At 71.7% G+C, this 23,699-nt stretch carries 23 protein-coding genes; 8 read left to right on the top strand and 15 right to left on the bottom strand.

What is annotated here, in order from left to right; translation table 11 throughout:
• The first annotated feature begins 1 nt into the window (after position 1).
• Together AB0J66_RS26615 and AB0J66_RS26610 are read left to right on the top strand one after the other, a co-directional pair.
• Complete coding sequence (locus AB0J66_RS26615; RefSeq protein WP_364665809.1) at positions 2-2,374, top strand: glycoside hydrolase family 3 C-terminal domain-containing protein; 2,373 nt, start codon at positions 2-4, stop codon at positions 2,372-2,374.
• Between the two features lie 31 nt (positions 2,375-2,405).
• Complete coding sequence (locus tag AB0J66_RS26610; protein WP_364665806.1) at positions 2,406-3,350, top strand: ABC transporter substrate-binding protein; 945 nt, start codon at positions 2,406-2,408, stop codon at positions 3,348-3,350.
• On the opposite strand, the gene AB0J66_RS26605 is transcribed toward AB0J66_RS26610, so the two are convergent.
• The 6 genes from AB0J66_RS26605 to AB0J66_RS26580 are packed head-to-tail and all read right to left on the bottom strand — an operon-like array spanning position 3,327 to position 9,939.
• Positions 3,327-3,773, bottom strand: a complete 447-nt coding sequence (locus AB0J66_RS26605) for a response regulator (protein ID WP_364665803.1) — start codon at positions 3,771-3,773, stop codon at positions 3,327-3,329. The two genes, AB0J66_RS26610 and AB0J66_RS26605, sit on opposite strands and share 24 nt — an antisense overlap.
• A gap of 39 nt (positions 3,774-3,812) precedes the next feature.
• Positions 3,813-5,543 (bottom strand): ABC transporter ATP-binding protein, encoded by a 1,731-nt coding sequence (locus AB0J66_RS26600; protein WP_364665801.1) that lies wholly within the window; start codon positions 5,541-5,543, stop codon positions 3,813-3,815.
• A complete protein-coding gene (locus tag AB0J66_RS26595) occupies positions 5,540-7,066 on the bottom strand; it encodes an ABC transporter ATP-binding protein (protein WP_364665798.1) in 1,527 nt (508 codons plus the stop codon). The genes AB0J66_RS26600 and AB0J66_RS26595 overlap by 4 nt, the downstream gene beginning before the upstream one ends.
• Positions 7,063-7,845 (bottom strand): ABC transporter ATP-binding protein, encoded by a 783-nt coding sequence (locus AB0J66_RS26590; RefSeq protein WP_364665796.1) that lies wholly within the window; start codon positions 7,843-7,845, stop codon positions 7,063-7,065. Before AB0J66_RS26590 ends, AB0J66_RS26595 begins: the two co-directional genes overlap by 4 nt.
• A complete protein-coding gene (locus AB0J66_RS26585; RefSeq protein WP_364665793.1) occupies positions 7,842-8,876 on the bottom strand; it encodes an iron chelate uptake ABC transporter family permease subunit in 1,035 nt (344 codons plus the stop codon). Before AB0J66_RS26585 ends, AB0J66_RS26590 begins: the two co-directional genes overlap by 4 nt.
• A gap of 34 nt (positions 8,877-8,910) precedes the next feature.
• Positions 8,911-9,939 carry an iron chelate uptake ABC transporter family permease subunit gene (locus AB0J66_RS26580; RefSeq protein WP_364665790.1) on the bottom strand — a complete coding sequence of 343 codons (1,029 nt, stop codon included), beginning with the start codon at positions 9,937-9,939 and terminating at the stop codon, positions 8,911-8,913.
• 136 nt (positions 9,940-10,075) lie between these two features.
• On the opposite strand from AB0J66_RS26580, the gene AB0J66_RS26575 reads away from it, so the two are divergent.
• Positions 10,076-10,450, top strand: coding sequence for an S-adenosylmethionine decarboxylase (locus tag AB0J66_RS26575; RefSeq protein ID WP_364665787.1), 375 nt, complete (start codon positions 10,076-10,078; stop codon positions 10,448-10,450).
• Positions 10,450-11,289, top strand: a complete 840-nt coding sequence (locus tag AB0J66_RS26570; protein WP_364665784.1) for a hypothetical protein — start codon at positions 10,450-10,452, stop codon at positions 11,287-11,289. Before AB0J66_RS26575 ends, AB0J66_RS26570 begins: the two co-directional genes overlap by 1 nt.
• 41 nt (positions 11,290-11,330) lie before the next feature.
• On the opposite strand, the gene AB0J66_RS26565 is transcribed toward AB0J66_RS26570, so the two are convergent.
• The 3 genes from AB0J66_RS26565 to AB0J66_RS26555 are packed head-to-tail and all read right to left on the bottom strand — an operon-like array spanning position 11,331 to position 13,634.
• A complete protein-coding gene (locus tag AB0J66_RS26565; protein WP_364665781.1) occupies positions 11,331-12,065 on the bottom strand; it encodes a 16S rRNA (uracil(1498)-N(3))-methyltransferase in 735 nt (244 codons plus the stop codon).
• Between the two features lie 37 nt (positions 12,066-12,102).
• Complete coding sequence (locus AB0J66_RS26560; RefSeq protein ID WP_364665779.1) at positions 12,103-13,122, bottom strand: hypothetical protein; 1,020 nt, start codon at positions 13,120-13,122, stop codon at positions 12,103-12,105.
• Positions 13,123-13,178: 56 nt separating this feature from the next.
• The gene (locus tag AB0J66_RS26555) at positions 13,179-13,634 is read right to left on the bottom strand and encodes a carboxymuconolactone decarboxylase family protein (protein ID WP_364666363.1); all 456 of its coding nucleotides are present in this window, start codon (positions 13,632-13,634) and stop codon (positions 13,179-13,181) included.
• Positions 13,635-13,787: 153 nt separating this feature from the next.
• Here AB0J66_RS26555 and AB0J66_RS26550 point away from each other — a divergent pair, with 153 nt between their 5' ends.
• Positions 13,788-14,651: a sigma-70 family RNA polymerase sigma factor gene (locus AB0J66_RS26550; RefSeq protein WP_364665777.1), complete on the top strand. Its 864-nt coding sequence runs from the start codon at positions 13,788-13,790 to the stop codon at positions 14,649-14,651.
• A 401-nt stretch (positions 14,652-15,052) separates the two neighbouring features.
• On the opposite strand, the gene AB0J66_RS26545 is transcribed toward AB0J66_RS26550, so the two are convergent.
• The 5 genes from AB0J66_RS26545 to AB0J66_RS26525 form a co-directional block, all read right to left on the bottom strand.
• Positions 15,053-16,015 carry a zinc-binding alcohol dehydrogenase family protein gene (locus AB0J66_RS26545; protein WP_364665775.1) on the bottom strand — a complete coding sequence of 321 codons (963 nt, stop codon included), beginning with the start codon at positions 16,013-16,015 and terminating at the stop codon, positions 15,053-15,055.
• Positions 16,012-16,374 (bottom strand): hypothetical protein, encoded by a 363-nt coding sequence (locus AB0J66_RS26540; RefSeq protein WP_364665772.1) that lies wholly within the window; start codon positions 16,372-16,374, stop codon positions 16,012-16,014. Before AB0J66_RS26540 ends, AB0J66_RS26545 begins: the two co-directional genes overlap by 4 nt.
• A gap of 64 nt (positions 16,375-16,438) precedes the next feature.
• Complete coding sequence (locus AB0J66_RS26535) at positions 16,439-17,302, bottom strand: extradiol ring-cleavage dioxygenase (RefSeq protein WP_364665769.1); 864 nt, start codon at positions 17,300-17,302, stop codon at positions 16,439-16,441.
• A gap of 2 nt (positions 17,303-17,304) precedes the next feature.
• Entirely contained in the window at positions 17,305-18,084 is a 780-nt protein-coding gene (locus tag AB0J66_RS26530; RefSeq protein ID WP_364665766.1) for a citryl-CoA lyase, read from the bottom strand.
• Entirely contained in the window at positions 18,069-19,190 is a 1,122-nt protein-coding gene (locus tag AB0J66_RS26525; RefSeq protein ID WP_364665763.1) for a CaiB/BaiF CoA-transferase family protein, read from the bottom strand. The genes AB0J66_RS26530 and AB0J66_RS26525 overlap by 16 nt, the downstream gene beginning before the upstream one ends.
• A gap of 180 nt (positions 19,191-19,370) precedes the next feature.
• On the opposite strand from AB0J66_RS26525, the gene AB0J66_RS26520 reads away from it, so the two are divergent.
• From AB0J66_RS26520 to AB0J66_RS26510, 3 genes are all read left to right on the top strand, one after another.
• A complete protein-coding gene (locus tag AB0J66_RS26520; RefSeq protein ID WP_364665761.1) occupies positions 19,371-20,807 on the top strand; it encodes an amidohydrolase family protein in 1,437 nt (478 codons plus the stop codon).
• Positions 20,808-20,810: 3 nt separating this feature from the next.
• Entirely contained in the window at positions 20,811-21,614 is an 804-nt protein-coding gene (locus tag AB0J66_RS26515) for an IclR family transcriptional regulator C-terminal domain-containing protein (RefSeq protein WP_364665758.1), read from the top strand.
• A 288-nt stretch (positions 21,615-21,902) separates the two neighbouring features.
• The gene (locus AB0J66_RS26510; RefSeq protein WP_364665755.1) at positions 21,903-22,220 is read left to right on the top strand and encodes a hypothetical protein; all 318 of its coding nucleotides are present in this window, start codon (positions 21,903-21,905) and stop codon (positions 22,218-22,220) included.
• A 325-nt stretch (positions 22,221-22,545) separates the two neighbouring features.
• On the opposite strand, the gene dnaJ is transcribed toward AB0J66_RS26510, so the two are convergent.
• A complete protein-coding gene (gene dnaJ / locus AB0J66_RS26505; protein ID WP_364665752.1) occupies positions 22,546-23,688 on the bottom strand; it encodes a molecular chaperone DnaJ in 1,143 nt (380 codons plus the stop codon).
• Positions 23,689-23,699: the final 11 nt, after the last annotated feature.

Below are 23,699 nucleotides of genomic sequence, written 5' to 3'. Positions count from 1 at the left end.
CATGGACGATGTCGAGCACCTGCTCGGGCAGTTGAGTCTCGAGGAGAAGGTGTCGTTGCTCGCCGGTCAGGACTTCTGGTCGCTGCCGGCGATCGAGAAGATCGGATTGCGCTCGCTGGTGATGTCGGACGGGCCGATCGGGGTGCGCGGGGTCGGCTGGGCCCCGGACGACCCGTCGATCGCCCTGCCGAGCCCGACCGCGCTGGCCGCGGCCTGGGACGTCGAGCTGGCCGAGCGGGCCGGCCGCCTGCTCGGGCAGGAGTCCCGGCGCAAGGGCGTGCACGTGCTGCTCGGCCCGACGGTCAATCTGCAGCGCACCCCGCTGGGTGGCCGGCACTTCGAGTGCTATTCGGAGGATCCGCTGCTCAGCGGCGAGATCGCGGCCGGCTTCGTGCGCGGGGTGCAGGGCGAGGGCGTCGGCACCACGGTCAAGCACCTGGTCGGCAACGACTTCGAGACGGACCGGATGGAGGTCGACGTCCGGATCCCGGAGCGGGCGCTGCGCGAGATCTACCTGGCCCCGTTCGAGCACGTGGTGAAAACCGGTGGATGGGGCGTGATGAGCGCCTACAACGGGGTGAACGGGCTGCCGATGGCCTCCAACGGGCCGCTGCAGCAGGGTGTCCTCAAGGACGAGTGGGGCTTCGACGGCGTCGTCGTCTCGGACTGGCGGGCCGCTCGGAGCACGGTCGGAGCCGCGCTGGGCGGGCTCGACATCGCCATGCCGGCCCTGGAGAACCCGTGGGGGGCGAAGCTCGTCGACGCCGTCCGAAGTGGCGAGGTCCCCGAGGAGCTCGTCGACGACAAGGTGCGCCGGGTGCTCCGGCTGGCACAACGAGTAGGCGTTTTGGGCGACATCTCCGACAAATCGTCCGACGAGCTGGACGGCGACGCCACCGCCCACGAGGTCGCGGCCCGCTCCTTCGTCCTGGTCCGCAACGAGAATTACGCGCTGCCCCTGGAAGCGGCGGCCCTGACCAAGGTAGCGGTGATCGGGGCCCTCGCCACGGACGCGCGCGTGCTCGGCGGTGGCAGCGCCCAGGTCTCCCCGCCCCACACCGTCTCCCCGCTCGAGGGCCTGCAGCGGGCCCTGTCCGGCGTGGACGTCGAGCACGCGATCGGCGCCGACCCGCGCCCGTTCCTCCCGGCCGCCCACGGTCCCCGATGGTCGGACACCCGGGTCACCGTCGGCACCCACGAGTTCACCGTCAACCCGGCCGCGGTCCGCTGGATCGGCTCGCTGCCGGGCGGTCTCGACCCGCAGGACGTCGAGTCGATCGTGCTGGAGTCGACCTTCGTCCCGGACGTCGCCGGCGAGCACACCTTCGCCGTCTCCGGATTCGGGACCTTCGAGCTGACAGTCAACAACGAGGTGCTGTACGAGGGTTCACTGCACCCGCCGGGCACCGGGCGCGCCGATCTCCTGCTGTCGCCGCGCGAGCAGCGGGTCACCGTCGAGCTGCCGGCCGACGTGCCGGTGCCCGTTGTGCTGCGTCAAACCCTGGAGCGCGGCCTGGCCCACTCGGTCGCGACGACGCTCGGCCACCGCCCGCCGTCGCCCGACGCGGACGGGATGATCGAGGAGGCGGTCCGCCTGGCCGCCGGCTCCGATGTGGCCGTGGTCGTGGTCGGCACGACCGAGCAGGTCGAGTCGGAGGGCTTCGACCGGGCCTCGCTGGCCCTGCCCGGACGGCAGGACGAGCTGGTGTCGCGGGTGGCCGCGGCCAATCCCCGTACGGTCGTGGTGGTCAACGCCGGCTCCCCGGTGCTGATGCCGTGGACCGACGAGGTGGCGGCCGTGCTGTTGACCTGGTTCCCGGGTCAGGAGGCGGGGGCCGCGCTGGCCGACGTGCTGCTCGGGGTGGCCGAGCCGGGCGGCCGGCTGCCCACGACGTGGCCGCGGGCCGAGCAGGACTGCCCGGTGCTGGCGATCGAGCCGCGTGACGGCGTCGTCTCGTACGACGAGGGCGTCTTCGTGGGTTACCGCGGCTGGCTGCGCTCCGGCGTCGCGCCGTTGTACGCCTTCGGGCACGGCCTGGGCTACACCGCCTGGCGGTACGACGAGATGGTCGTGACCGGGACGGAGGCCGTGGTGACGCTGACCAACGTCGGGGCACGCGCGGGCCGCGAGGTCGTGCAGATCTACGCCGGGCCGTCGCCGGTCGACCCGAATCGCCCGGAGCGCTGGCTGGCCGGTTTCGAGAACGTCGAGGCCCGTCCGGAGGAGACCGTGACGGTACGGATCCCGTTGCGCCCGCGCACGTTCGAGATCTGGGACGGCGGCTGGCAGCGGGTGCCCGGCGAGTACCGGATCTTCGCCAGCCGCGCGGTCGACGCTCCCCAGCTGACGGGCGCCGTGTCGATCGAAGGGTAGCCTAACCTCAATTGAGTGAGGAGCCCTTTCGATGAAACTTCGCGTCCTCGCGGTCGCGGCGCTGCTGTGCGCCGGCCTGACCGCTTGCGGCGACTCCTCGACCCCGGCCGGGGGCACCACCTCGGCCGGGACGGGGGCGTTCCCGGCGACGATCGAGCACAAGTTCGGCGCCACCACGATCAAGGCCACGCCGCAACGGGTCGTCACGGTGGGCTGGAACGACCAGGACTTCGCGCTGTCGCTCGGCGTCACGCCGGTCAGCACGCGGGAGTGGTTCACCGAATACCCCACGTACCCCTGGGTCTCGGCGAAGTTGAACGGCGCCCAGCTGCCGGCGTTCTCCGCCGAGATCAACTACGAGGCGATCGTCAAGCAGCGGCCGGACCTCATCCTGGCCGTCTACGAGACCATCACCAAAGAGACGTACGACAAGCTGTCGCAGATCGCGCCCACGGTCATCCAGTCGTCGAAATACCCCGACGAGGAGACGCCCTGGGACGTGCAGACGCTGACCACCGGCAAGGCGCTGGGCAAACAGGCCGAGGCCCAGGCCCTGGTGGACAAGGTCAACGCCAAGGTGGACGAGGCCAAGAAGGCCAACCCGCAGTTCGCCGGCAAGACGCTGGTCGTCGACTACGGGCCGGAGAAGGGCCAGCACTGGCTGCTGCCGAAGGGCGACCCGCGGCGCAGCCTGTTCGACGCGCTCGGCTTCGCCACCCAGGAGCAGGGCGAGGACGTCAGCGAGGAACGGCTCGACCTGCTCGACCGCGACGTGCTGCTGGTCGAAGGGGCGACGAAAGACGACATGGTGAAGTCGCCGGTCTTCGCCAAGCTCAAGGTCGTGACCGAGGACCGCGCCATCTACACGCCGTTCGAAGGACCGCTGGCCGGGGCGCTGTCCTACAGCGGGCCGGACGCGCTGCTCTACGCGCTCGACCAGCTGGTGCCCGAGCTACGGAAGGCGACCGCCGAGTAGCAGCAGGCGCAGGCGGCGCAGGAGGTCGTCCGGCTTGAACGGCTTCACCACGTAGTCACCGGCGCCGACGTGGAAACCGAAGTCCACGTCGAGCTCGCGGCCCCGGCCGCTCACCATCAGGACGGGGATTCCGGTGGTGGCGGCCGAGGACCGCAGCTGGTGGCAGACGGTGAGGCCGTCCAGGCCGGGCATGTCGATGTCCAGGATGACCGCGTCGGGCCGGCTCGTGCGAACCATGTCGAGCGCGGTCGCGCCGTTGTCGGCCGCGAGCACCCGGAAGCCGGCCCGCTCGAGCTTGAAGGTCATCAGCTCGCGGACGTCCTCGTCGTCGTCGGCCACGAGCACGACCGGGTCGTCGTCGGCCGGCCAGCCGAGCATCGGGCCGCCGGCGGCCGCCTCGTCCAGGCGGAAGGACAGCTTCATGGCCCCCTCATCGGCGGACCGGCCCACGGATTGAGCGAATCAGCCGCGGCTCTGCCAGGCCGACCACAACGTGGCGTACCGCCCGCCGGCGGCGACCAGGGCGTCGTGGGTGCCCTCCTCCAGCACCGAGCCGTGCTCCAGCACGATGATCCGGTCGGCCCCGGCGGCCTGGGTGAGACGGTGGGCGACCAACAGGGTCGTACGCCCCTTCGTCGCGCACAAGGCCGACTCCTCCAGCTCGCGCGCCCCGGCGCTGCCGGCCTCGGCCGTGGCCTCGTCGAGCACGGCCACCGCGGGGTCGAGCAGCACCAGCCGGGCCAGGGCGAGCTGCTGGCCCTGGGCCGCGGTCAGCGGATGCCCGCCCTCGCCGACCACCGTGTCCAGGCCCTCGGGCAGGGCCCGGGCCCAGTCGAGGGCGCCGACCCGCTCCAGCGCGGCCTCGCACTCGTCCCGGTTCGCGTGTGGGGCGGCCAGCCGCAGATCCTCGATCAGCGGGCCGGCGAAGACGTGGGTCTCCTGGCTGATGATCGCCACCAGGCCGGGTGCGAGCTGGTCGACCGGCACCCCGCCGACCGACGCCGTGCCCTCGGACGGCCGCAGGATGCCGGCCGCGATCGAGGCGACCGTGGTCTTGCCGGCGCCGGTGGAACCGACCAGCGCGACCCGCTCCCCCGGGGCGACCCGCAGGCTGATGCCGTCGAGCACCTTGACCCGCTCGTCATACCCGAACGTCACGTTCTCCAAGGTTAATTCGGCCGTACGCAGCGGCGCCGTGCCCGCCGGGGCGACCGGCACCGTGCCCACGCCGACCAGGCGGGCCAGCCCGGCCCCGGCCGCCTGGATCTCGTCGAAGGTGAACAGGATCATCGAGATCGGGTTGAACAGCCGGTGGAACAGCACGGCCGCGGCCGCCGTCTCGCCCACGGTGACCCACCCCGCGCTGACGAACCAGAACCCGGCGACCAGGATCGTGGCCAGCCCGAGCAGCTCGGCCCGGTTGATCCGCCCCACGAACCGGGTGAACAGCGTGAACACCCCGACCGACAGGTCACGGGCCCGGGCCGAGGCCCCGTCGATGGCGTTCAGGTGGCGGCGCTCCAGGCGGTACGCGTGCACGGTGCGCACCCCCTGCAGGCTCTCCATGAGCAGCTGCGTCCGCGCCCCGATGGCCGACCGCTCGGCCGCGTAGATGGGCGCCGACCGCGGCAGATACCACCGCAGCGCCAGCAGATAGGACGGCACAGCCGCCAGCCCCGCCACCCCGAGCCGCCAGTCCAGCCCGAACATCGCCGCCACGCTGAGCACCCCGAGCAGCAGCGCCGAGATGACCGTCGGCAGCACCTCCCCGGCCGCGTTGCCGACGGCAGCCACGTCCGCCCCCACCCGCGAGAGCAGATCCCCCCGCCCCGCCCGGTCCAGCGTCGGCCCCGGCAACCGCAGCGCGACTCCGACCGTCTCCTCCCGCAGCCGGGCCAGGATCCGCTCCCCGAGCCGGCTCACCAGGGTCGTGGTGGCCCCCGCCGCCAAGCCCCCGACCAGCGCCGCCACCACGACAAGAATCGCAATAGGCAGCAGACTGGTGTGCGACGCGTCATCCCGGACAAGATCGACGAGCCGCCCCAGCGCGGTCACCGGAATCACCGACGCCCCCGCCGCCGCCAGCCCGACGGCAAAGGTGATCGCCAGCTCCCCTTTGCGCTCCCGCAGCTGCCGGCACAACCAGTTCCACGTCTGCCGAGGAGACGCCACCGGCAGCGAAAGCTCACTCATCGCAGCACCGCCGCGCGGTAGGTCTCGTCGGTCGCCGCGAGCGACGCGTGCGTCCCCGTGGCCACGACCTCGCCGTCACGCAGGACGACCACCCGGTCGGTGACTGCCAGCAGCGCCGGGCTGGTCGTGACCAGCAGCGTGCCCAAAGTCGAGCCCGGGCCGTGCCGCAGATCGCGGATCCCCCGGGCGATGGCGTGCTCGGTCACCGCGTCCACGGCCGTGGTCGGCTCGTGCAACACCAGCAGCTTGGGCGAAGCCAGCAACGCCCGGGCCAGCGCCAGCCGCTGCCGCTGCCCGCCGCTCAACGCCGCGCCCCGATCCGAGATCGCGTGATCCAGCCCGTCCGGATGGGCCGCGACCACGTCGTCGGCCGCCGAGGCACTTAACACGCCCGGCAGATCTGATTTTTCGGGGTTTATGAGGTTGTCACGGATCGTGCCGGAGAACAGCTCCGGATGATGCGGGGCGACCAGCACATCCGGCGAACCGTCGTCGAAGAGCTCGACCAGGGCCGCCGCGTCGGATTCCGCGACCACGCCCACGCATTCCCCACCCCGTACAGCCGGAATGGGGTTGTCCGCCGGAGGCGGGGCCTGCGGGGTGACGCCGAGGACCGCCGCGATCCGCTCGGCCGAGGCGCGCGACGAGGCGATCCAGCCGGGCGCGGCCGACAGCGTTCCGAACGGCTCGCCCAGGAACGCGGCCAGGCCGATCACCGTCACCAGCTCACCCGGGGTGATCCGCCCGCTCAGCGCGAACCAGCCCGCCAGGATCGCGATGCCGCAGGCCAGCAGCGTGCTCACGGTGGACGAGGCGGCCTGGAAGCGCCCCATGGTCCGCGCCGCCCGCAGCGTCGCCTCGAGCGACTCCCGGCTCACCTCGCGGTAGCGGTGCGCCGCCGCCTCCTGGGCCCCGATCCCCCGCAGCGGCCGCAGCCCGGTCACCAGATCTGTCGCCAGAGATGCGGCCCGGCCGGCCACTTCCTGCCTCGCCGCCACCCGCCTGGTAATTCGGGGGGCCGCTCTTTGCAACGCCAGCAGCACCAGCGGTGTCCCTATGAGTACAACCAACCCCAGGCGTACGGAGATGAGGCAGAGCCCGACCGCGGCGATGGTCGTGGCCACCAGCGCCCCGAACAGGCGCGGGAGGTAATCGAGCAGATAGGAGGTGGTGTCGGCGTCGGTCGTGGAGATCGTCAGCACGTCACCGGTGCGCACCTCGGTGCGCGGGTCGAGGACCTTGGCCGCCACCTCGAGGCGCAGCAGGTGCGCCTCGTCGGCGATCGCGCGCATGAGCAGCCGCGCCCCGGTCCGGTAGGCCGTGGTCAGCGCCAGGAAGAGCACCGCCAGCACACCCACCCAGAGCACCAGCTGCCCGAGGTCACGGGTGGCCACGGCCCGGTCGACGATGACGCCGATGAGGATCGGCACCATCGTCTCGCAGGCCTGGTGCACGCCGATGAGAAAGGTGCCCAGTGAGACCTTGCCCCGGTTACGGCGGAGCGCCCGCCACAGGATGTTCACGGCTGTCTCTGCTTGGCGATGACCAGCGGGCTGCCCGCCTCCGGATCGAGGATGATCCGGCACGGCAGCCCGAAGACGTCCTCGACGAGCTCGGCGGTGATCACGTCACCCGGCTCGCCCTGGGCCACGATCCGCCCGTCCTTCATCACGACCACGTGCTGGGCGTACCGGGCGGCCTGGTTCAGGTCGTGCAGCACGGCGACCATCGTCGTGCCCTGCTCACGGTTGAGGCGCACGCACAGCTCGAGCAGCTCGATCTGATGCGCGATGTCGAGGAAGGTGGTCGGCTCGTCGAGCAGCACGATCGGCGTCTGCTGGGCCAGCACCATGGCCACCCAGACGCGTTGCCGCTGACCACCCGAGAGCGTGTCGACCGGTTCGCCGGAGAGCTCGCTCACCCCGGTCGCGGCCATCGCCCCGGCCACCGCCCGCTCGTCGGCCGCCGTCCACTGCCGGATCAGCGTCTGATGCGGAAAGCGGCCCCGGGCGACCAGGTCGGCCACGGTGATGCCGTCGGGCGCGATCGAGGTCTGCGGCAGCAGCCCGAGCCGGCGGGCGACCTGCTTGGCCGGCTTGGTGTGAATGTCCGCCCCGTCCAGCAGGACGGTCCCGTCGCGCGGCTTGAGCAGCCGGGAGAGCGCGCGCAGCAGCGTCGACTTCCCGCACGCGTTGGGCCCGATGATCGCCGTGAACCGGCCCTCGGGCACGTCCAGGCTCAGATGCTCGCTGATCGTCTTCCGGTCGTATCCGACCGTGACGTCGCGTGCCGCGAGACTCACTGCCTTCTCCCCTGTTTCAGCAGCAACCAGACGAAGTAGGTGCCACCCACGGCCACGGTCACCACGCCCACCGGCAACTGGGTCGGCGCGAACGCGTGCTGGGCCAGCCAGTCGCTGACGATCAGCAGCAGGGCGCCCATGGCCGCGGCGCCGGTCTGCGAGATGCCGGGCGTGCCGGTGAGCCGCTGCGCCAGCTGCGGCGCGGCCAGCGCCACGAACGAGATGGGCCCGGCCACGGCGGTGGTGGCCGCGGTCAGGCCGACGCCGATGATCAGATAGGCGAGGCGGCTCGCTTCGACGCGTACGCCCAAGGCCGCCGCCGCGTCCTCGCCCATCTCCAGAAGCGACAGTCGCGGGCCGAGCGCGACCAGCGCGAGGACCAGCGCCCCCACGACACCGGCGACCGGGCCGACGCTGTTCCAGCCGAGCCCGTTCAGCGTGCCCTGGCCCCAGATCGCCGCCGACACGGCCACCTGCAGCTTGACCTTCATGATGAACCACTGGTTGACCGAGACGAGCACGGCGCTGACCGCGATCCCCACGATGATCAACCGAAAACCCTGGACCCCTTGGCGGTACGCCAGCAGGTAGACCCCGGCCGCCGTGGCCAGCCCGCCGATCAGGGCCCCGCCGACGGTGGCGGCGTACCCGGCGCCGACGGTGACCGTGGCGATCAGCACCCCGGTGAAGGCGCCGGTGCTGAAGCCGATCACGTCCGGGCTGCCCAGCGGGTTCCGGGTGAGCGCCTGGAAGATCGCCCCCGCCACCCCCAGCGCGGCCCCGACGATCAGCGCCAGCAGCACCCGCGGCAGCCGCCATTCGACCACCACCAGGCGGTACGCCCCCTCGCCGGAGCCGGTCAGCGCCTTGATCACCTCACCCGGGGGAACGGTGAACTCCCCGGTCGACAGGGCGAGCATCGCGGTCGCCAGGGCGGCCAGCACCAGGACGGCGCCGACGACGAGCGGGCGGACCGGCACGCGGGTGACCGGGCGCAGCACGATCGTGCGCCGGCCGAACTCGAGGCTCATTCTTCGTGATCCACAGCTTTTTTGTGATCCACTTTCATCGGGTACCGACCTTGGCCCGCCGGATCCACCAGATCAAGACCGGGGCGCCCACGAACGCGGTGACCAGGCCGACCGGCAGCTCACCGGGCCGGATGACGAGACGGCCGGCGATGTCGGCCAGCAGCATGAGGATCGGCCCGCAGACGATCGTGTAGGCGAAGATCCAGCGCTGGTCGGGGCCGGCGAAACCGCGCACGAGGTGCGGGATCATCAGGCCGACGAAGCCGATCGGGCCGGCCGCCGCGGTCGCCGTGCCCGCCAGCAGCATCACGGAGAGCACGGCGAGCAGCCGGGTCCGGGTGATGTTGGCACCGAGCGTGCGGGCCAGGTCGTCGCCGAGCGCGACCGCGTTGAGCTGCTTGGCCACCAGAACGGCGAGGATCGTGCCGGCCAGCACGAACGGCAGGATGGTCACGACCACGCCCAGTGGCCGCCCGGCGATCGAGCCGGCGTCCCAGAACCGTAGGTAGTCGAAGGCCCGCGGCCGGACCAGCCGGATGCCGGCCGAGACGCCGTCGAGCACGGCGCCCAGCGCGACCCCGGCCAGGGTGAGCCGGACCGGGGTGGCGCCGCCACGGCCGGCCGAGCCGAGCAGGTAGACCAGGACCAGGGCGGCCGCCACCCCGGCGAAGCCGAACCAGAGGTACCCGCTCACCTCGGTCAGGCCGAGGAAGCCGACCGCGCACACCATCAGCAGCGAGGCGCCGGAGTTGACACCGAGGATCTGCGTGTCGGCCAGCGGATTGCGGGTGACGGCCTGGATGACCGCGCCCGAGAGCGCGAAGGCGATGCCGGTGAGCAGGCCGAGCAGGGTCCGGGGGACGCGCAGGTCCCGAACGATCGTCTGGTCGTCGGTGCCGGTGTTGTGCGCGAAGGCGTCCCAGACCGTGCCCAGCGGGATCGTGCGGGTGCCGATCGCCACGCTCAGCACGCAGACCAGGGCCAGCACCGCGAGCGCGATCACCAACCCGGGAGCGCGGCGGGTGTCCGGGCGCGCGGAAGTTGCAGCGCGCGTCAGAACCATGACGGAAGGCTAACCTAACCGGCTCGTTTCGCGCTCTTGTGACTCTGTGTGATGAGAGCCGCTTTAACTCTCCGTAATTTCCGCCTATAGTGGGAGACGCCTGGTAAGCCCGATTCAGCCGTTAGGAACGCTCCCGATGTCGCTCCCCGCCGTCACCTCCGACACCACGTACCGTGACCTCGCCCCGATGATTCACCGTCAGCGACTGGTCGTGGAGGGTTACCCGACGTATGTGATCACCGCCGAGCACATCAAGGACTACCTGTCCCGGCTCTCCGTGGTGACCGACATGGTCACGCTGATCGAACCGGTGACGCACTGCAGCGACCTGTACGGCTGGGCCGGCTGGATCCACTGGGAGACCTCGGGCGCCCACTTCTACTCGTGGGAGCGGCCGGTGTCGTTCTTCAGCGTCGACATCTACACCTGCAAGGCGTTCGACCCGGACAAGGTCGTCGAGTTCACCGCCGAGTACTTCCGGACCACCGAGATCGTCGCCAAGGGGTTCTGATGACGTACTCGCTCCCCGCCTCCGACGTCGCCCTGCTCACCGCGGCCGCCCTCGACGCGCACCCGTCGGCCGGCCGGTTCGTGGCCCTGGCCGTCGGCCCGCACGACCCGATGGCGGCCGTGGCCCGCACGGTCGAACGGCAGGTGTTCGAGCAGTCGTTCGGCAACGACGCCGACGAGATGGCCGCCGAATACGGCCCGTACGAGCAGAACAGCCTGTTCTTCCTGGTCCTCGACCGCCGCACCGGGATGCCCGCGGGCGCCGGCCGGGTGATCGACGGCGGCGGTAAGACCCTCGACGAGGCGCCCGACCTGATCGGCCAGGACCTGTCGGAGATCGTGGCCACGCACGGCATGCACGACGGCAAGATCTGGGACTTCGCGACCGTCGGGGTGCTGCCCGCCTACCGGGGCGGCAAGTCCGGGCTGGCGGTCAGCTCGCTGCTCTACCGCACGTTCCTCAAGGCGGGGCATCGGGCGGGCGTACGCCACCTGGTCGCGCTGCTGGACCACCGCGCCCATCGCAACCTGGCGCTGCTCGGCGTCCCGTTCGTCCCCATGGCCAACTCGGCCCCGTTCGCCTACCTGGGCTCCCCGTCGACGATGGCCCTGCACGTGCCGTTCGCCGACATCGAGCCCTCGCTGACCCGCCAGAGCCGCCTGCTCCGCCGCCCCGGCGCCCCCTTCAGCGGCGAGATCCGCGCCCGCGGCCTGCGCCGCCTCCTGATCCGCCGCCTGGGCGCCCGGATCTCCCACCAGGTCTCCACCGGCGCCGGCCTCGACCCCCACATCACGCTGCCGGGCCTGGAGCGCCGCCGCTCCTTGACCAAACACGCCTGACGGGCGTACTTCTCACCTCGAGCGCCCGACGGGCGTACCTCTCACCAGCGGTCGAGGCGGGCGGAGAGCACGGAGAGCGCGGCGACGCCGGCCGTCGAGGTGCGCAGCACCTCGCGACCGAGGCGGACGGCGGTGGCGCCGGCCTGCACAAAGGTGTCGCGTTCGGCGTCGCTGATGCCACCTTCCGGGCCGACCACCAGGACGATCTCGCCGGCCGGCGGCAGGTCGGCCGTGGTGAGACGCTCGGTGGCCTCCTCATGCAGGACAAACGCCGCGGCAGCCTCGGACAGACGGGCGGCAACCTGCTTGGTCGAGCAGTCGGGGTCGCCGCCGACCTCGGGCAGCCACGCGCGCCGGGCCTGCTTGGCCGCCTCCCGGGCGGTCGACGCCCAGCGGTCCCGCGACTTGTAGCCCCGGTCTCCCCGCCACTGCGCCACCGAACGCGACGCCGCCCACGGCACGATCTCGTCCACGCCGATCTCGGTCATCGCCTGCACGGCGAGCTCCCCGCGATCCCCCTTGGCGATCCCCTGCACCACCACGAGCCGCGGATCCGGCGCGGCCACCTGTTCCCGCCCGGTGATCTCAAGGTCGACGCTGCCCTTACCAACCGCGGTGACCCGCCCGGTAACGCTGCCGCCCCGCCCGTCGGCCAGGATCAGCGCTTCCCCCACGCGCAGCCGCTGCACGGTCGCAGCATGATGCCCTTCGGGCCCGTCGAGCGTACAGACGGCCCCGACCGGCAGGGCCTCGACCAGGAAGAGCGGCGCAGACACCCCCGCACGCTACCGAACCGGCACCCCACCCCGCCGCTCAGTCCCGGTCACTCCTCGGCGGCCGCCGATAGAGCCGATCGATCTCATCGTCGAGCCCGGAGGCGCCACCCCCGCCGGCCGCCCCGCTCGGACCCGGCGATCGGTCGCCTTCCCGCACGTTCCCGCCCATGCCCTCGCGAGACGGCCGCCGATAGAGCCGGCTGATCTCCTCGTCGACATCGGATACGTCACCCGCGCCGACCGCTCCCCCTCGACTTCCAGCCGTCGAGCCGCCCCCACCGTCCGCTCCGGGCCCGCTCCTCGCCGTCGAGCCGCCGACGCCCGCTCCGGGCCGAGGCCCAGCCGTCGAGTTGCGTCCGATCGAGCCGCCGGCCCGGTCGTGGTGGACCGCGTCGATGCCGCCGCTGCTGCGGATGCGGGCCAGAGCCGCGTCCCATTCGTCGGGTTCGCCGCTCGTCCCGGCCGCGCCGGCCTTGCCGATGCGGAAGCCCACGAAGTAATCGGCGTGCGCCACGGCCGCCCACGACAGTCCAACGACGACGGCCAGCGCGGCCGCCGCCGCCAGCCCCTGCGCGAAGTCCTCGAACCACGCGTACCCAGCCGGATAGACCAGCGCCTTGACCTCGGCGATCCGCTCGGTCTGCGTGGTCCAGGTCAGCGTCTCGTAGTAGTCCTTCAAGTAACTCGGCTGGCTCGCATCCGCCCCGATCCCCATCAGCACGACCAGGAAGAACGCGAACCCCACCCCCAGGGCCCAGCTCCGCGCCCACCGCCGCCCCCGGCGGATCATCGGGGCCAGCAGGCCGTACGCCATCCCGACCACCCCGAGCACGATCAGAGTGACCGCACCGTCGCCCCGGCGGATCAGCGCCGGCTCGTTCACCCCGTACTCGTCCTTGATGGCCGCCATGACCGAGGTCAGCCGAGCCGCGTCAGCCGACCCCCACCAGGTCAGATCGAGAATGCCCGCGCACACCAGCAGCACCCCGGCCGGCACCATCAGCCAGGCCAGCAGGGTGATCACCCGAACCCCGCGGGGCACATCGCTCCCCGTCATGACGGCATGCTAGTCCCGTAACCGCCCCCGCCTCCACGGCCGAACGGCCGATCGCCTCACCAGTTCTGCGGGGCCTGCTGCCGGGTCGTCACGTTGATCCGGTTGAAGAAGTTGGTGGTGGCGATCCACAGCACGATCGCGGCGAGTCCACTGTCGTCGAAGTGCCTCGCGGCCTCGTTCCAGATGTCGTCCGGCACCGCGTCGGCCCGGTCGGCCAGCCGCGTCGCCGCTTCGGCCAGCGCGAGCGCCGCCCGTTCGGCCTCGGTGAAGTACGGCGTCTCGCGCCATACGGCGACCGCGAAGAGCCGCTCGTCCGTCTCACCGTTCTTACGCGCCGCCCGCGCCCCCGAGTCGACGCACGGCCCACAGCCGTTGATCTGGCTCGCCCGCAGATGCACCAGCTCCAACGTGCCGGCCGGCACGCCCGCCGAGTGCGCCGCCTTGTACAACAGGTTGATCGCCTTCACCGCATCCGGGAGCAGCTCCGCCGGGTTCTCGATCCTCGCCTGCATGATGACCTCCGGTTTCTGGGAACGCGTCACATCCGCGCTCTTTCATCCGTCGGCAGGTCGACGGATGGGACCGTCTCGGCGTGACCGATGTGACGCCGACCACACGGGAATGCGACCGGCCGTCGTGAGACGGTCGACCGGGAGGCACAGCAGATGGACGTGCACGAGCGCTTCGAGGCGAACCGGCCCCGGCTGCGGGCCGTGGCCCACCGCATGCTCGGTTCGACGACCGAGGCCGACGACGCCGTCCAGGAGGCCTGGCTGCGCCTCGACCGCACCGGCACCGACAAGATCGACAACCTGGACGCCTGGCTGACCACCGTCGTCGGCCGCGTCTGCCTCGACATGCTCCGCTCGCGGGCCACCCGCCGCGAGGACACCTACGAGTCGGACCTCCCGGCCCCCGCGGCCGACCCGGAACAGCAAACCGTCCTGGCCGACTCGGTGGGCCTGGCCCTCATGGTCGTCCTGGAGACCCTGTCCCCCGTGGAGCGCCTGGCCTTCGTCCTGCACGACCTCTTCGCCGTCCCCTTCGACGAGATCGCCCCCGTGGTCGGCCGCTCTCCCGATGCCGCCCGCCAACTCGCCAGCAGAGCCCGCCGCCGCATCCAGTCCCAGACCCTCCCCGCCACCGAGCAGGCCCGGCTCGAGCTCGCGACCGACTCGCTCGCAAAACGCGACCTCGTGGACGCTTTCCTGGCCGCTTCCCGCTCCGGCGACTTCGTCACCCTCCTGAGCCTGCTGGACCCCGACGTCCGCCTCCGCGTCGACGACACCGCCCGCCAGTTCGGCGCCCCCGCCACCGTCCAGGGCTCCACCCTGGTCGCCCAGTTCTTCTCCGGCCGCGCCACCGCAGCCATCACCGCCCTGATCGACGGTGCCGTAGGCATCGCCGTAGCCCCGCACGGCAAGACCCGAATCGCCGTCATGCTCACCTTCGGCAACAACCGCATCACCACCATGACCGCCATCGCCGACCCCACCCACCTGGCCGCCCTGACCATCGAACCGGCGTAACCGGCAGCAGACACCCGCCCCACACACCCAGCCGCCCCGACCATCAAACCGGCGTAACCGGCAGCAGACACCCGCCCCACACACCCAGCCGCCCCGACCATCAAGCCCGCGTAACCGGCAACAGACACCGGCGCCATACCCCGGCGCACCGCGATCCACGGACCCACGGACCCGGCACCCTGGGCACCCGGGCGCCGCCGACGGCGGGAAGCGCGCAACCGCCTCCCGGACCGAAGCCGGGTAAGACGTGGCGGCACCTCACCCTGCTCGGGATCCGGGAGACGGGGATCGAGGGCCGCCGTGAAGCGGCGAGCCATCAGCGCCGGAAGATCCGGAGAGAAGCGGACGGCAACGGCCGCCCCACCGGAGTTCCCGCAAGCAGCGATCGATATGCGGAGATCTCAAAAGGCCAGCACCATCCGCCCTCTCGCCTCCCCTTTCGCCTGCCGCTGCCACGCCTCGGCGACCGACTCGAACGGCACCACCTCGTGATCGACCACCAGGCGCCCGCCCGCCGCGTGGCCGGCGATCGTGCGCAGCGACTCGGCCCGCTCCTCGACCGACAGCGCGTTGTTGGTGTAGCCGATGACCCGCAACGACCCGCTCCGCAGCACCGCCGATTCGATCGGCGCCTCGGCCCCGGCCGCGCTGCCCAGGTTGACCAGCCGGCCGCCGGGACGCAGCACCCGCAGCGCGGCCGCGGCCGGCACCCCGAAGACGGGATCGAGCACCAGATCGACCGGCCCGTCCGCCGCCTCCCGCAGCGCGGAGGCCACTGTGGAGACACGGTCGCCCGGCGTGAACGACACGGTCGCCGCCGCGCCCAGCTCCTCGGCCCGGGTCCGCGCGGCGGCCGAGCGGGCCACCGCGATCACTCGCCGGGCGCCGGACAGGAGCGCGAGCTGCACCGCCGCCTGCCCCACCACTCCCCCGGCTCCCAGCACGACGACCTGCTCGCCCGCGGCCAGCCCACCGGAGCGGGTCAGCGCCGAGTGCGCCGCCACCGCCGACAGCCCGAGCGCCGCGATCAACGGCTGGGGCGCGCCCGCGGGCAGCGCCACGACGTCGTCCGCCGGCACCGCGACCTCAGACGCCATGCTGCCGTCGCCCGGGCGCATGCCGGCCGGCGTCGCGAACCACACCGGCGTGCCGTCAACGCGATGCCCCACGCCCTGCACCCCCGGCACGTACGGGGTCGCCGGCGTTCCGAAGTAGCTCGTGCCCGAGGCGCAGAGCAGGTCGAGCGGTGTGATCGGCGCGGCCGACACCGTGATCGGCACGAGGCCGTCGCCGGGCGCCGGCGCGGGCCGCTCCGACGGCGCGGGCGGTGACCCGCACACGGTCAGCACGGCCGCGCGGATCATGTCGCGATGTCCGGGTACGGCATCGCGAAGTGAGCCAGCCGCATCCCGAACGCTTTCTGATATTCCAGCGGTTCGGTGTTGTCGCGCTCGAACATCGCAATGAACAGCGTCAGCGTGAGGAAGGGATGCGCACCGAGCTCGAAGAGCCGCACGTGGTCGTGCGCGATCAACGCCTCCCGCTCGGCGTCCTCGAAGCGCAGCCACGTGCTCGCCTCACCGGTGTGGCAGTTGAGCACCGAATTGGCGCGCTCCTGCTCCCACCACGTGACCAACTCGCGTGGCTCCTCCCGGTAGCGCTCCACCAGCTCCGGGTCACGGTCCACCGTGTACAGGAACTTGTTCAGCAGGTACTTGCTCATGCTGAGCCTCCTTTGGCATGCCCTCCTGGCCCTCCACCCGCTCCGCTCGCTCCGGTGCAGTCGGTCATGCCGGGGCCCCGTTCGGATACCAGGTGAAGTAGGCCTCCATCGTGTGGAACAGGTCGAGCGTGTCGACGTGGTCGGCTTTCGCCCCCGCCCCGGCCACGCCCATCATCAGCATGAAATCCATGAAGCCATGGGTGGCGTTGCCGGGCGAGTGCAGGCTGTCCAGCGTCACCTCCCGCAGGCAGTTGTCGAGGTCGCCGGTGGCGATCCACTCGACGGCCCGCTGATCGAACTCCGGGTCGGGCCCGTGCGGCCCGAACTGCCGCGGCCCGCCCAGCTCGAGCGACAGGTGACCGGTGCCGATGATCGCCACCCGCAGGTGCGACGGCCACGACTCCACGATCTCCCGGATCGCGGCGCCGAGTTGCACGAACCTTTTCGGCTGGGGCAGCGGCGGCGCGAAGATGTTGGTGTAGATCGGCACGATCGGCAGGTCGGCCTCGGGCCGCAGCGTGATGATCGGGCAGGTGATGCTGTGGTCGATCCGCAGCTCGTTGCTGAACGCCAGGTCGAAGCCGGCGTCGAGACCGGCCCGCAGCACGTGGGCCGAGAGGTCCTCCTGGCCCTTGAGCAGCATCTTGGGCAGGCCGAACTCGCGCTCCTCGTTGTACCAGTTGGCGTCGTAGAACGGCGCCTTGCCGACCAGGAACTGCGGCATGTTGTCGAGCCAGAGCTGGTGGAAGTGGTCGGAGCCGACCATCACCAGCACGTCCGGGTTGGCCCGGGTGAGCGTCTCGCGGAACGCCAGGATCTTGCGGGTCCACTCGTCGGCGAAGGGCGGCCGGTCCTCGCCCGTCGCCGTGCTGGCCCGGTAGTAGAAGGGATGGTGGGTGGAGGCGATGACCGCGACGATGCTGGCCATAGTCAGTCCTCTCGGGGCTCGTAGACGGCGTTACGGTCGACGGTTTTGTAGATCTCCATGCCGAGCGGCCGGCGGCGCTCCTCGGCGAGGTGCCCGAGCAGACCGGCCGCCCGGGCCAGCAGGGCGAAGCCCCGCAGCAGGTCGGTGGGGAGCCCGAGGTCGGCCAGCGCCGCGCCGCACACCCCGGCCCCGTTGAGCGGCAGCTTGCGACCGAGCACCTGCGGATGGACGCGCCCGATGGCCTCGAACAGCCGCAGGTGCGGCCCGCGCAGCCCCTCCTGCTCCGCGATGCCGATCAGCACCGGGGTCCTCGGGTCTTGCTCCTTGTGCACCGGATGGCCGAGGCCGGGGACGAACCGCCCCTGCTCCTTGGCCTTGCGCACCGCCTCCAGCGCGATGGCGTCGTAGTCGCGCTCCGTCCCGGCGGCGATCAGGGTCTCGGCCAGGAAGCGGCCGCAATCCTCGGTCACGCCGAGGAAGCGCGAGCCGCCGCCGAGAAGCCCGGCGGCGAGGGCGCCCTGCAGGGCCTCCGGCGCCGAGAGGTACGTGAGACGGGCCGCGATCGCGGTCGGGGTGAAGCCGTGATCGGCCAGCGCCACGAGCACCGCCTCGAAGACCCGCACCTCGCCGGGAGTGGGCCGGCGCCCGGCGACCAGCCAGTAGGCCAGCTCGCCGAAGCCGACCTTGCCCATCAGGTCGGCGGCCAGATCCTGGCCGAGCAGCGAGATGCTCGTCGGCGTGGACGTGCCGATGCCCGTAGGAAAGCTCAGCTCCTCAGCCACTTGCGGATCTCCTCGCCGTGTTGGTCCAGTCCGGGCGGCGGCAACTCGTACCGCGCCGGGGTGCCGGAGAAGGTGATGGGGTTGCGGACGCCGGGCACGCCGCCGACGGTGACGACCGGGTCGAGCCCGAGCTCCTCGGCCATCGCCACGCCGCCGTCGATCGTGTTGATCGGGGCGCAGGGCACGCCGGCCGCGATCAGGTCGCGGAACCACTCGTCCTTGGTCCGGGTCGTCAGCCGCTCCACGAGCAGCGGCCGCAGCTCGGCCCGGTGCGCCGTACGGTCCTGGTTGCGCCCGAAGCGCGGGTCGGACGGCAGGTCGGGCAGGCCGAGCACCTGGCACAGCTTGCGGAACTGCCCGTCGTTGCCGGCGATGACGATGAGCTCGCCGTCGGCGGTGGGCAACGGCTCGTACGGGAACAGGCTGGGGTGCGCGTTGCCCATCCGGTACGGCACCGTGCCGCCGGCCACGTAGCCGCTGGAGTGGTTGACCAGGCCGGAGAGGGCCGAGCTGAGCAGGTTGACCTCGACGTGCTGACCGCGCCCGCTCTCACCGCGGTGATGCAGAGCGGAGAGAATGCCGATGTTGGCGTGCATGCCGGCCATCACGTCGAAGACCGAGATGCCGGCGCGGTAGGCCGGCCCCTCGGGGTCGCCGGTCAGGCTCATCAGGCCCGAGATGGCCTGGATCATCAAGTCGTACCCCGGCAGGTCGGCCCCGGCACCCGGGCCGAAGCCGCTGATGCTCGCGTAGACGATCGCCGGGTTGGCCGCGGACACGGACTCGTAATCAAGGCCGAAGCGGGCCAGGCCGCCGGGGCGGAAATTCTGGATCAGCACATCGGCCCGGCGGGCCAGCTCGCGCGCGGCGGCCAGGTCGTCCGGGTTTTTGAGGTCGAGCGCGATCGAGCGCTTGTTGCGGTTGATCCCCAGGTAGTACGTGGAGACGTCGTCGCGCGTGGGCGGCATCCACGTACGCGTGTCGTCGCCGCCCGGACCCTCCACTTTGATCACCTGCGCGCCCAGGTCGGCCAGCAGCATCGTCGCGTAAGGCCCGGCGAGGATTCGTGAGAAGTCCGCCACCAGCAAGCCGTTCAAAGGTCCCATCGATCCCAACCGCCGTCCTGCGGACATCTGTCCGCCCAACCACCCTTGACCAAGATCTGCACCCTGTCAACGCCTTGTTGATCTGCCAGAAACAAACCATTGACACCGCGAAGAGGCCGGGAGAAGACTGACGCGAACTCGATGTCCGCATGGCGGACGAGCGTCCGAGAGAAGGTTCCGATGAGCGCTGACAGTCGGCCGGTGATCCTCCGCAACGGCCTGGTTCTGACGATGGACGACTCACACACTGTTCTTCCCGGCGCCGACGTGCTCGTGGTCGACGGCCGCATAGCCGAGGTCGGTCCAGACCTCACCGCGCCCGAGGGCGCCCTGGAGATCGACGCTTCCGGCGGCGTGATCATGCCGGGCATGATCGACACCCATCGGCACATGTGGCAGACCGCCATGCGCGGCTACGGCGCCGACTGGACCCTCACGCAGTACTTCGTCTGGTATTACCTCGAGTCCGGCAAGCTCTTCCGTCCCGAGGACATCCATGCCGGCAACCTGCTGGCCGCGATCGAGGCGATCGACGCCGGCGTCACCACCACAGTCGACTGGTCCCACGGTCTGCAGAGCGCCGACCATGCCGACGCCGCGGTCGACGCGCTCGAGGCGGTGCCGGGCCGGTTCGTCCTGGCCTACGGCAACATCCAGCAGGGCCCGTGGGAGTGGGCGACCTCCGACGCGTTCCGCGACTTCTACCGCCGCCGGATCGACGGCGGCAAGCTCGCCGGCTTCCAGATGGCCTTCGACGTCACCGGCGACCCGGCCTTCCCGGAGAAGGCGGCGTTCGAGGTCGCGCGTGAGCTCGGCGTGGCCGTGACCACGCATGCCGGTGTCTGGGGCGCCACCAACGACGACGGCATCCGGCTCATGCACGAGAACGGCTTCATGGGCCCGAGCAACGTGTATGTGCACGCCGCCACGCTCACCCACGACTCGTACAACCGGATCGCCGCCACCGGCGGCTCGGTCTCGGTCTCCACCGAGAGCGAGCAGAGCGCCGGCCAGGGCTACCCGCCCACCTTCCAGCTGCGCCACCACGACATCCCGGTCTCCCTGTCGATGGACACCAGCGTCTGGTGGAGCGGCGACCTGTTCTCGGCGATGCGCACCACCCTCGGCGCCGACCGATCCCGCGAGCACCTCGAGGCCCACTCCAAGCAGGAGACGGTGACCCACGCCCACCTGCGGGCCGAGCACGTCGTCGACTGGGCGACCCGCGGCGGCGCCCGTGCCCTCGGCCTGGATTCGCAGCTCGGCGCGCTCACCCCGGGCCGGCAGGCCGACATCGTGCTGATCAAGAACGACGCGTCACCCGTGATGTTCCCGGTCCTCCACCCGTACGGGCACGTCGCGTTCCAGGCCCAGCGCGGTGACGTGCACACCGTGCTGGTCGGCGGCAAGGTCGTCAAGCAGGACGGCCGGCTCGTCGGCGTCGACCTGGCCGCGGCCCGGGCCAAGGTCGAGGCGACCGTCGACTACCTCCGCGAGACGATGGGCGAGGAGGCTTGGCGGCGCGGGATGAATCCCGACGTGCCGGAGACCGCGATCCGCGAGAACCCGTACCAGTACACCGAGTGGGACGCCGGTTCGGCGCAGTGGAAGCATTAGGAGATGACCGACACCGGGAGGGGCACGGGGCCCGACTTCATCGAGGCCCTGGCGCGCGGCCTCGACGTCCTGCGCTCCTTCCGCCCGGGCCGGCCGTCGATGACCCTGAGCGACATCGCGGCCGAGACCGGCCTGGCCCGGCCCACCGTGCGGCGCATGCTGCTCACTCTCGAGGCGCTCGGCTACGCGCGCAGCGAGGGTCGCGGCTTCGCCCTGACCCCGCGCGTCCTCGAGTTGGGCATGGCGTACGTGAACTCGCTGAACCTCTGGGAAGTGGCTCGCCCGCACATGGAGGAGCTCGTCGGGCTCACCGGTGAGTCGACCTCGATGGCCCAGCTCGACGGCAGCGACATCGTCTACGTGGCCCGGGTGGCGGTGCCCAAGATCGTGACGCTGGCGGTCTCGATCGGGACGAGGTTCCCCGCCCCGGCGACGTCGATGGGCAAGGTGCTCCTGGCCGCAAAGGAGCCCAAGTACGTGCCCGCGATCCTCGCCGAGGAGTCCCGGTCCGGGATCGTGGCCAAGTACCGGCCGACCATGGACGCCTTCATGACCGCGCTGCTGGAGGTGCGGGCCCGGGGCTGGGCGCTGGCCGACCAGGATCTGGCACCCGGGATAAGGTCCGTCGCCACGGGTGTGCGGGACGGCAACGGGCAGGTGATCGCGGCGATCAACGTGACCGTGCACGCCGCCGAGACGACGGTGGAGACGCTCGTCGAGAAGCACCTGCCCCACCTGCTGCGCACCGCCGCCAACATCAGCGCCGACTACGCCCGCCTCGCCGCCGTCCCGGCGATCACCGCCTGAGCCAACGCCAGCCGACGCGGGCCGGGAGGACCGAGGGCTAAGGGCCGGGGGCCGGGGGCTGGGGGCCGAGGGCCGGGAGGGGCCGACGCAGGCCGGGAGGGGCCGACGCAGGCCGGGAGGGGCCGACGCAGGCCGGGAGGGGCCGACGCAGGCCGTGAGGGGCCGACGCAGGCCGGAGGGGCCGGCGCGGGCCATCGCCGGCCGCCACGAGCGGGCGCCGACCGGCGCGGTTCCAGACTGCGCAAACCCGGGCATGACCCGGCTCATCGGCGGGTATGAGTGAATTTCATGAAGGTGGTGTCCGAGCTCTTCGATCCCGAGCCGCCGCGGTGGGGGCTCCGTGGTGACCCCTGGGTGTGGCGGGCGATGGCCGAGCGGCTGGCCACGACCTACTTGCCGCCCTCGGCCGGTGAGGTCGAGCGGCTGCTCTATGCCGAGTTCGATCGGCTGGTCAGTGTCGATCTCGCCGCGGAGACGAGTCCGTGGGTCGTTCGGGAGGAGTTCGCTCACGGCGGGGTCTCCAGCGGTGCTGTGCACCTCGACACCTGGCGGGCCGAGCTGCTTCCCCTGCTCATCGAGCGGGCCCGCGGCCGCCTCGACGGCTGACCGCAGTTTCGGCGGCGCCACCCCGAGGGGCACGCGCGAAGCCGCCCCCACGAACGGCCGCCCCACGAACGGCCGCCCCACCCCGAGGGGCACGCGCGAAGCCGCCCCCACGAACGGCCGCCCCACGAACGGCCGCCCCACGAACGGCTGCCCCACGAACGGCTGCCCCACGAACGGCTGCCCCACGAACGGCCGGGGCCCACGAACGGTCGGCCCTCACGAACGGTCGGCCTCACGAACGGCCGGCACCTACGAACGGCCGGCGCCCACGAACGGCCGGGCCTGCGGGTAGGCCCGGCCGAGTGAGGCGACTACAGGCGGTGGCTCAGTGGCCGTTGAAAGCGTCTCGCATGCGGCTGAAGAAGCCGCCCTGCTTGCTCAGCTCGGCCACGTCCTCGCCGCGGGTCTTGGCGAAGTCACGGAGCATGCGCTCCTGGTCGGCGGTGAGCTTCGTCGGGGTCTTGACGTCGAGGTGCACGAACAAGTCGCCCCGGCCCTGGCCCCGCAGGTGGGGCACGCCCTTGCCGCGGATGCGCAGCGTGCTCGCCGGCTGGGTGCCCTGCTTGACCTCGATGCCCTCTTCGCTGTCGAGGGTCTTGATGGTCAGGCGGGTGCCGAGCGCGGCCGCCGTCATCGGCAGGGTGACCCGGCAGTGCAGGTCGTCGCCCTTGCGGCTGTACACGTCGTGCGGGCGTTCGTGAATCTCCACGTACAGGTCGCCGGGGGTTCCTCCGCCGGGACCGACCTCCCCTTGCTGGGCCAGGCGGATCCGCATGCCGTCCTCGACGCCGGCCGGGATCTTCACGGTCAGCGAGCGGCGGGTGCGGACGCGGCCGTCGCCGGCGCAGGTCGGGCAGGGGTGCGGGATGACCGTGCCGTGGCCCTGGCAGGTGGCGCAGGGGCGGGAGGAGACCACCTGGCCGAGGAAGGTGCGCTGGACGCTCTGCACCTCGCCGCGGCCGGCGCACGTCTCACAGGTCGCCAGGTGGGTGCCCGGCGCCGTGCCCGCCCCGGAGCACTGGGTGCACAGCACCGCGGTGTCGACCGTGATCGGCGCTTCGACGCCGAAGGCGGTCTCGACCAGGTCGAGCTCGAGCCGCAGGATCGCGTCGGCGCCGGGCCGGGTGCGCGGGCGCGGGCCCCGGGCGCCGCCTCCCGCGGCCGTGCCGAAGAAGGCGTCCATGATGTCCTGGAAGCCGACGAACGGGCCACCGGCCCCGCCGGGACCACCGGGGCCCATGCCGCCGCCGGGCGCGAGGGGGTCGCCGCCCAGGTCGACGATCTGCCGCTTCTGGTCGTCGGAGAGGACCTCGTACGCCGCGTTGATGTCCTTGAACTTCTCGTGCGCTTCCGGGTCCGGGTTGACGTCCGGGTGATATTGCCGAGCCAGTTTGCGGTAGGCGCGCTTGATCTCGTCGTCGGTGGCTTCCCGGCTCACGCCGAGAATGCCGTAGTAGTCCTTGGCCACGGGCTCCGCAA

It is taken from the genome of Actinoplanes sp. NPDC049598 (assembly GCF_040675435.1).
In the GTDB taxonomy this organism is placed as follows: domain Bacteria; phylum Actinomycetota; class Actinomycetes; order Mycobacteriales; family Micromonosporaceae; genus Actinoplanes.
This window is presented reverse-complemented; position numbering and strand designations above follow the sequence as displayed.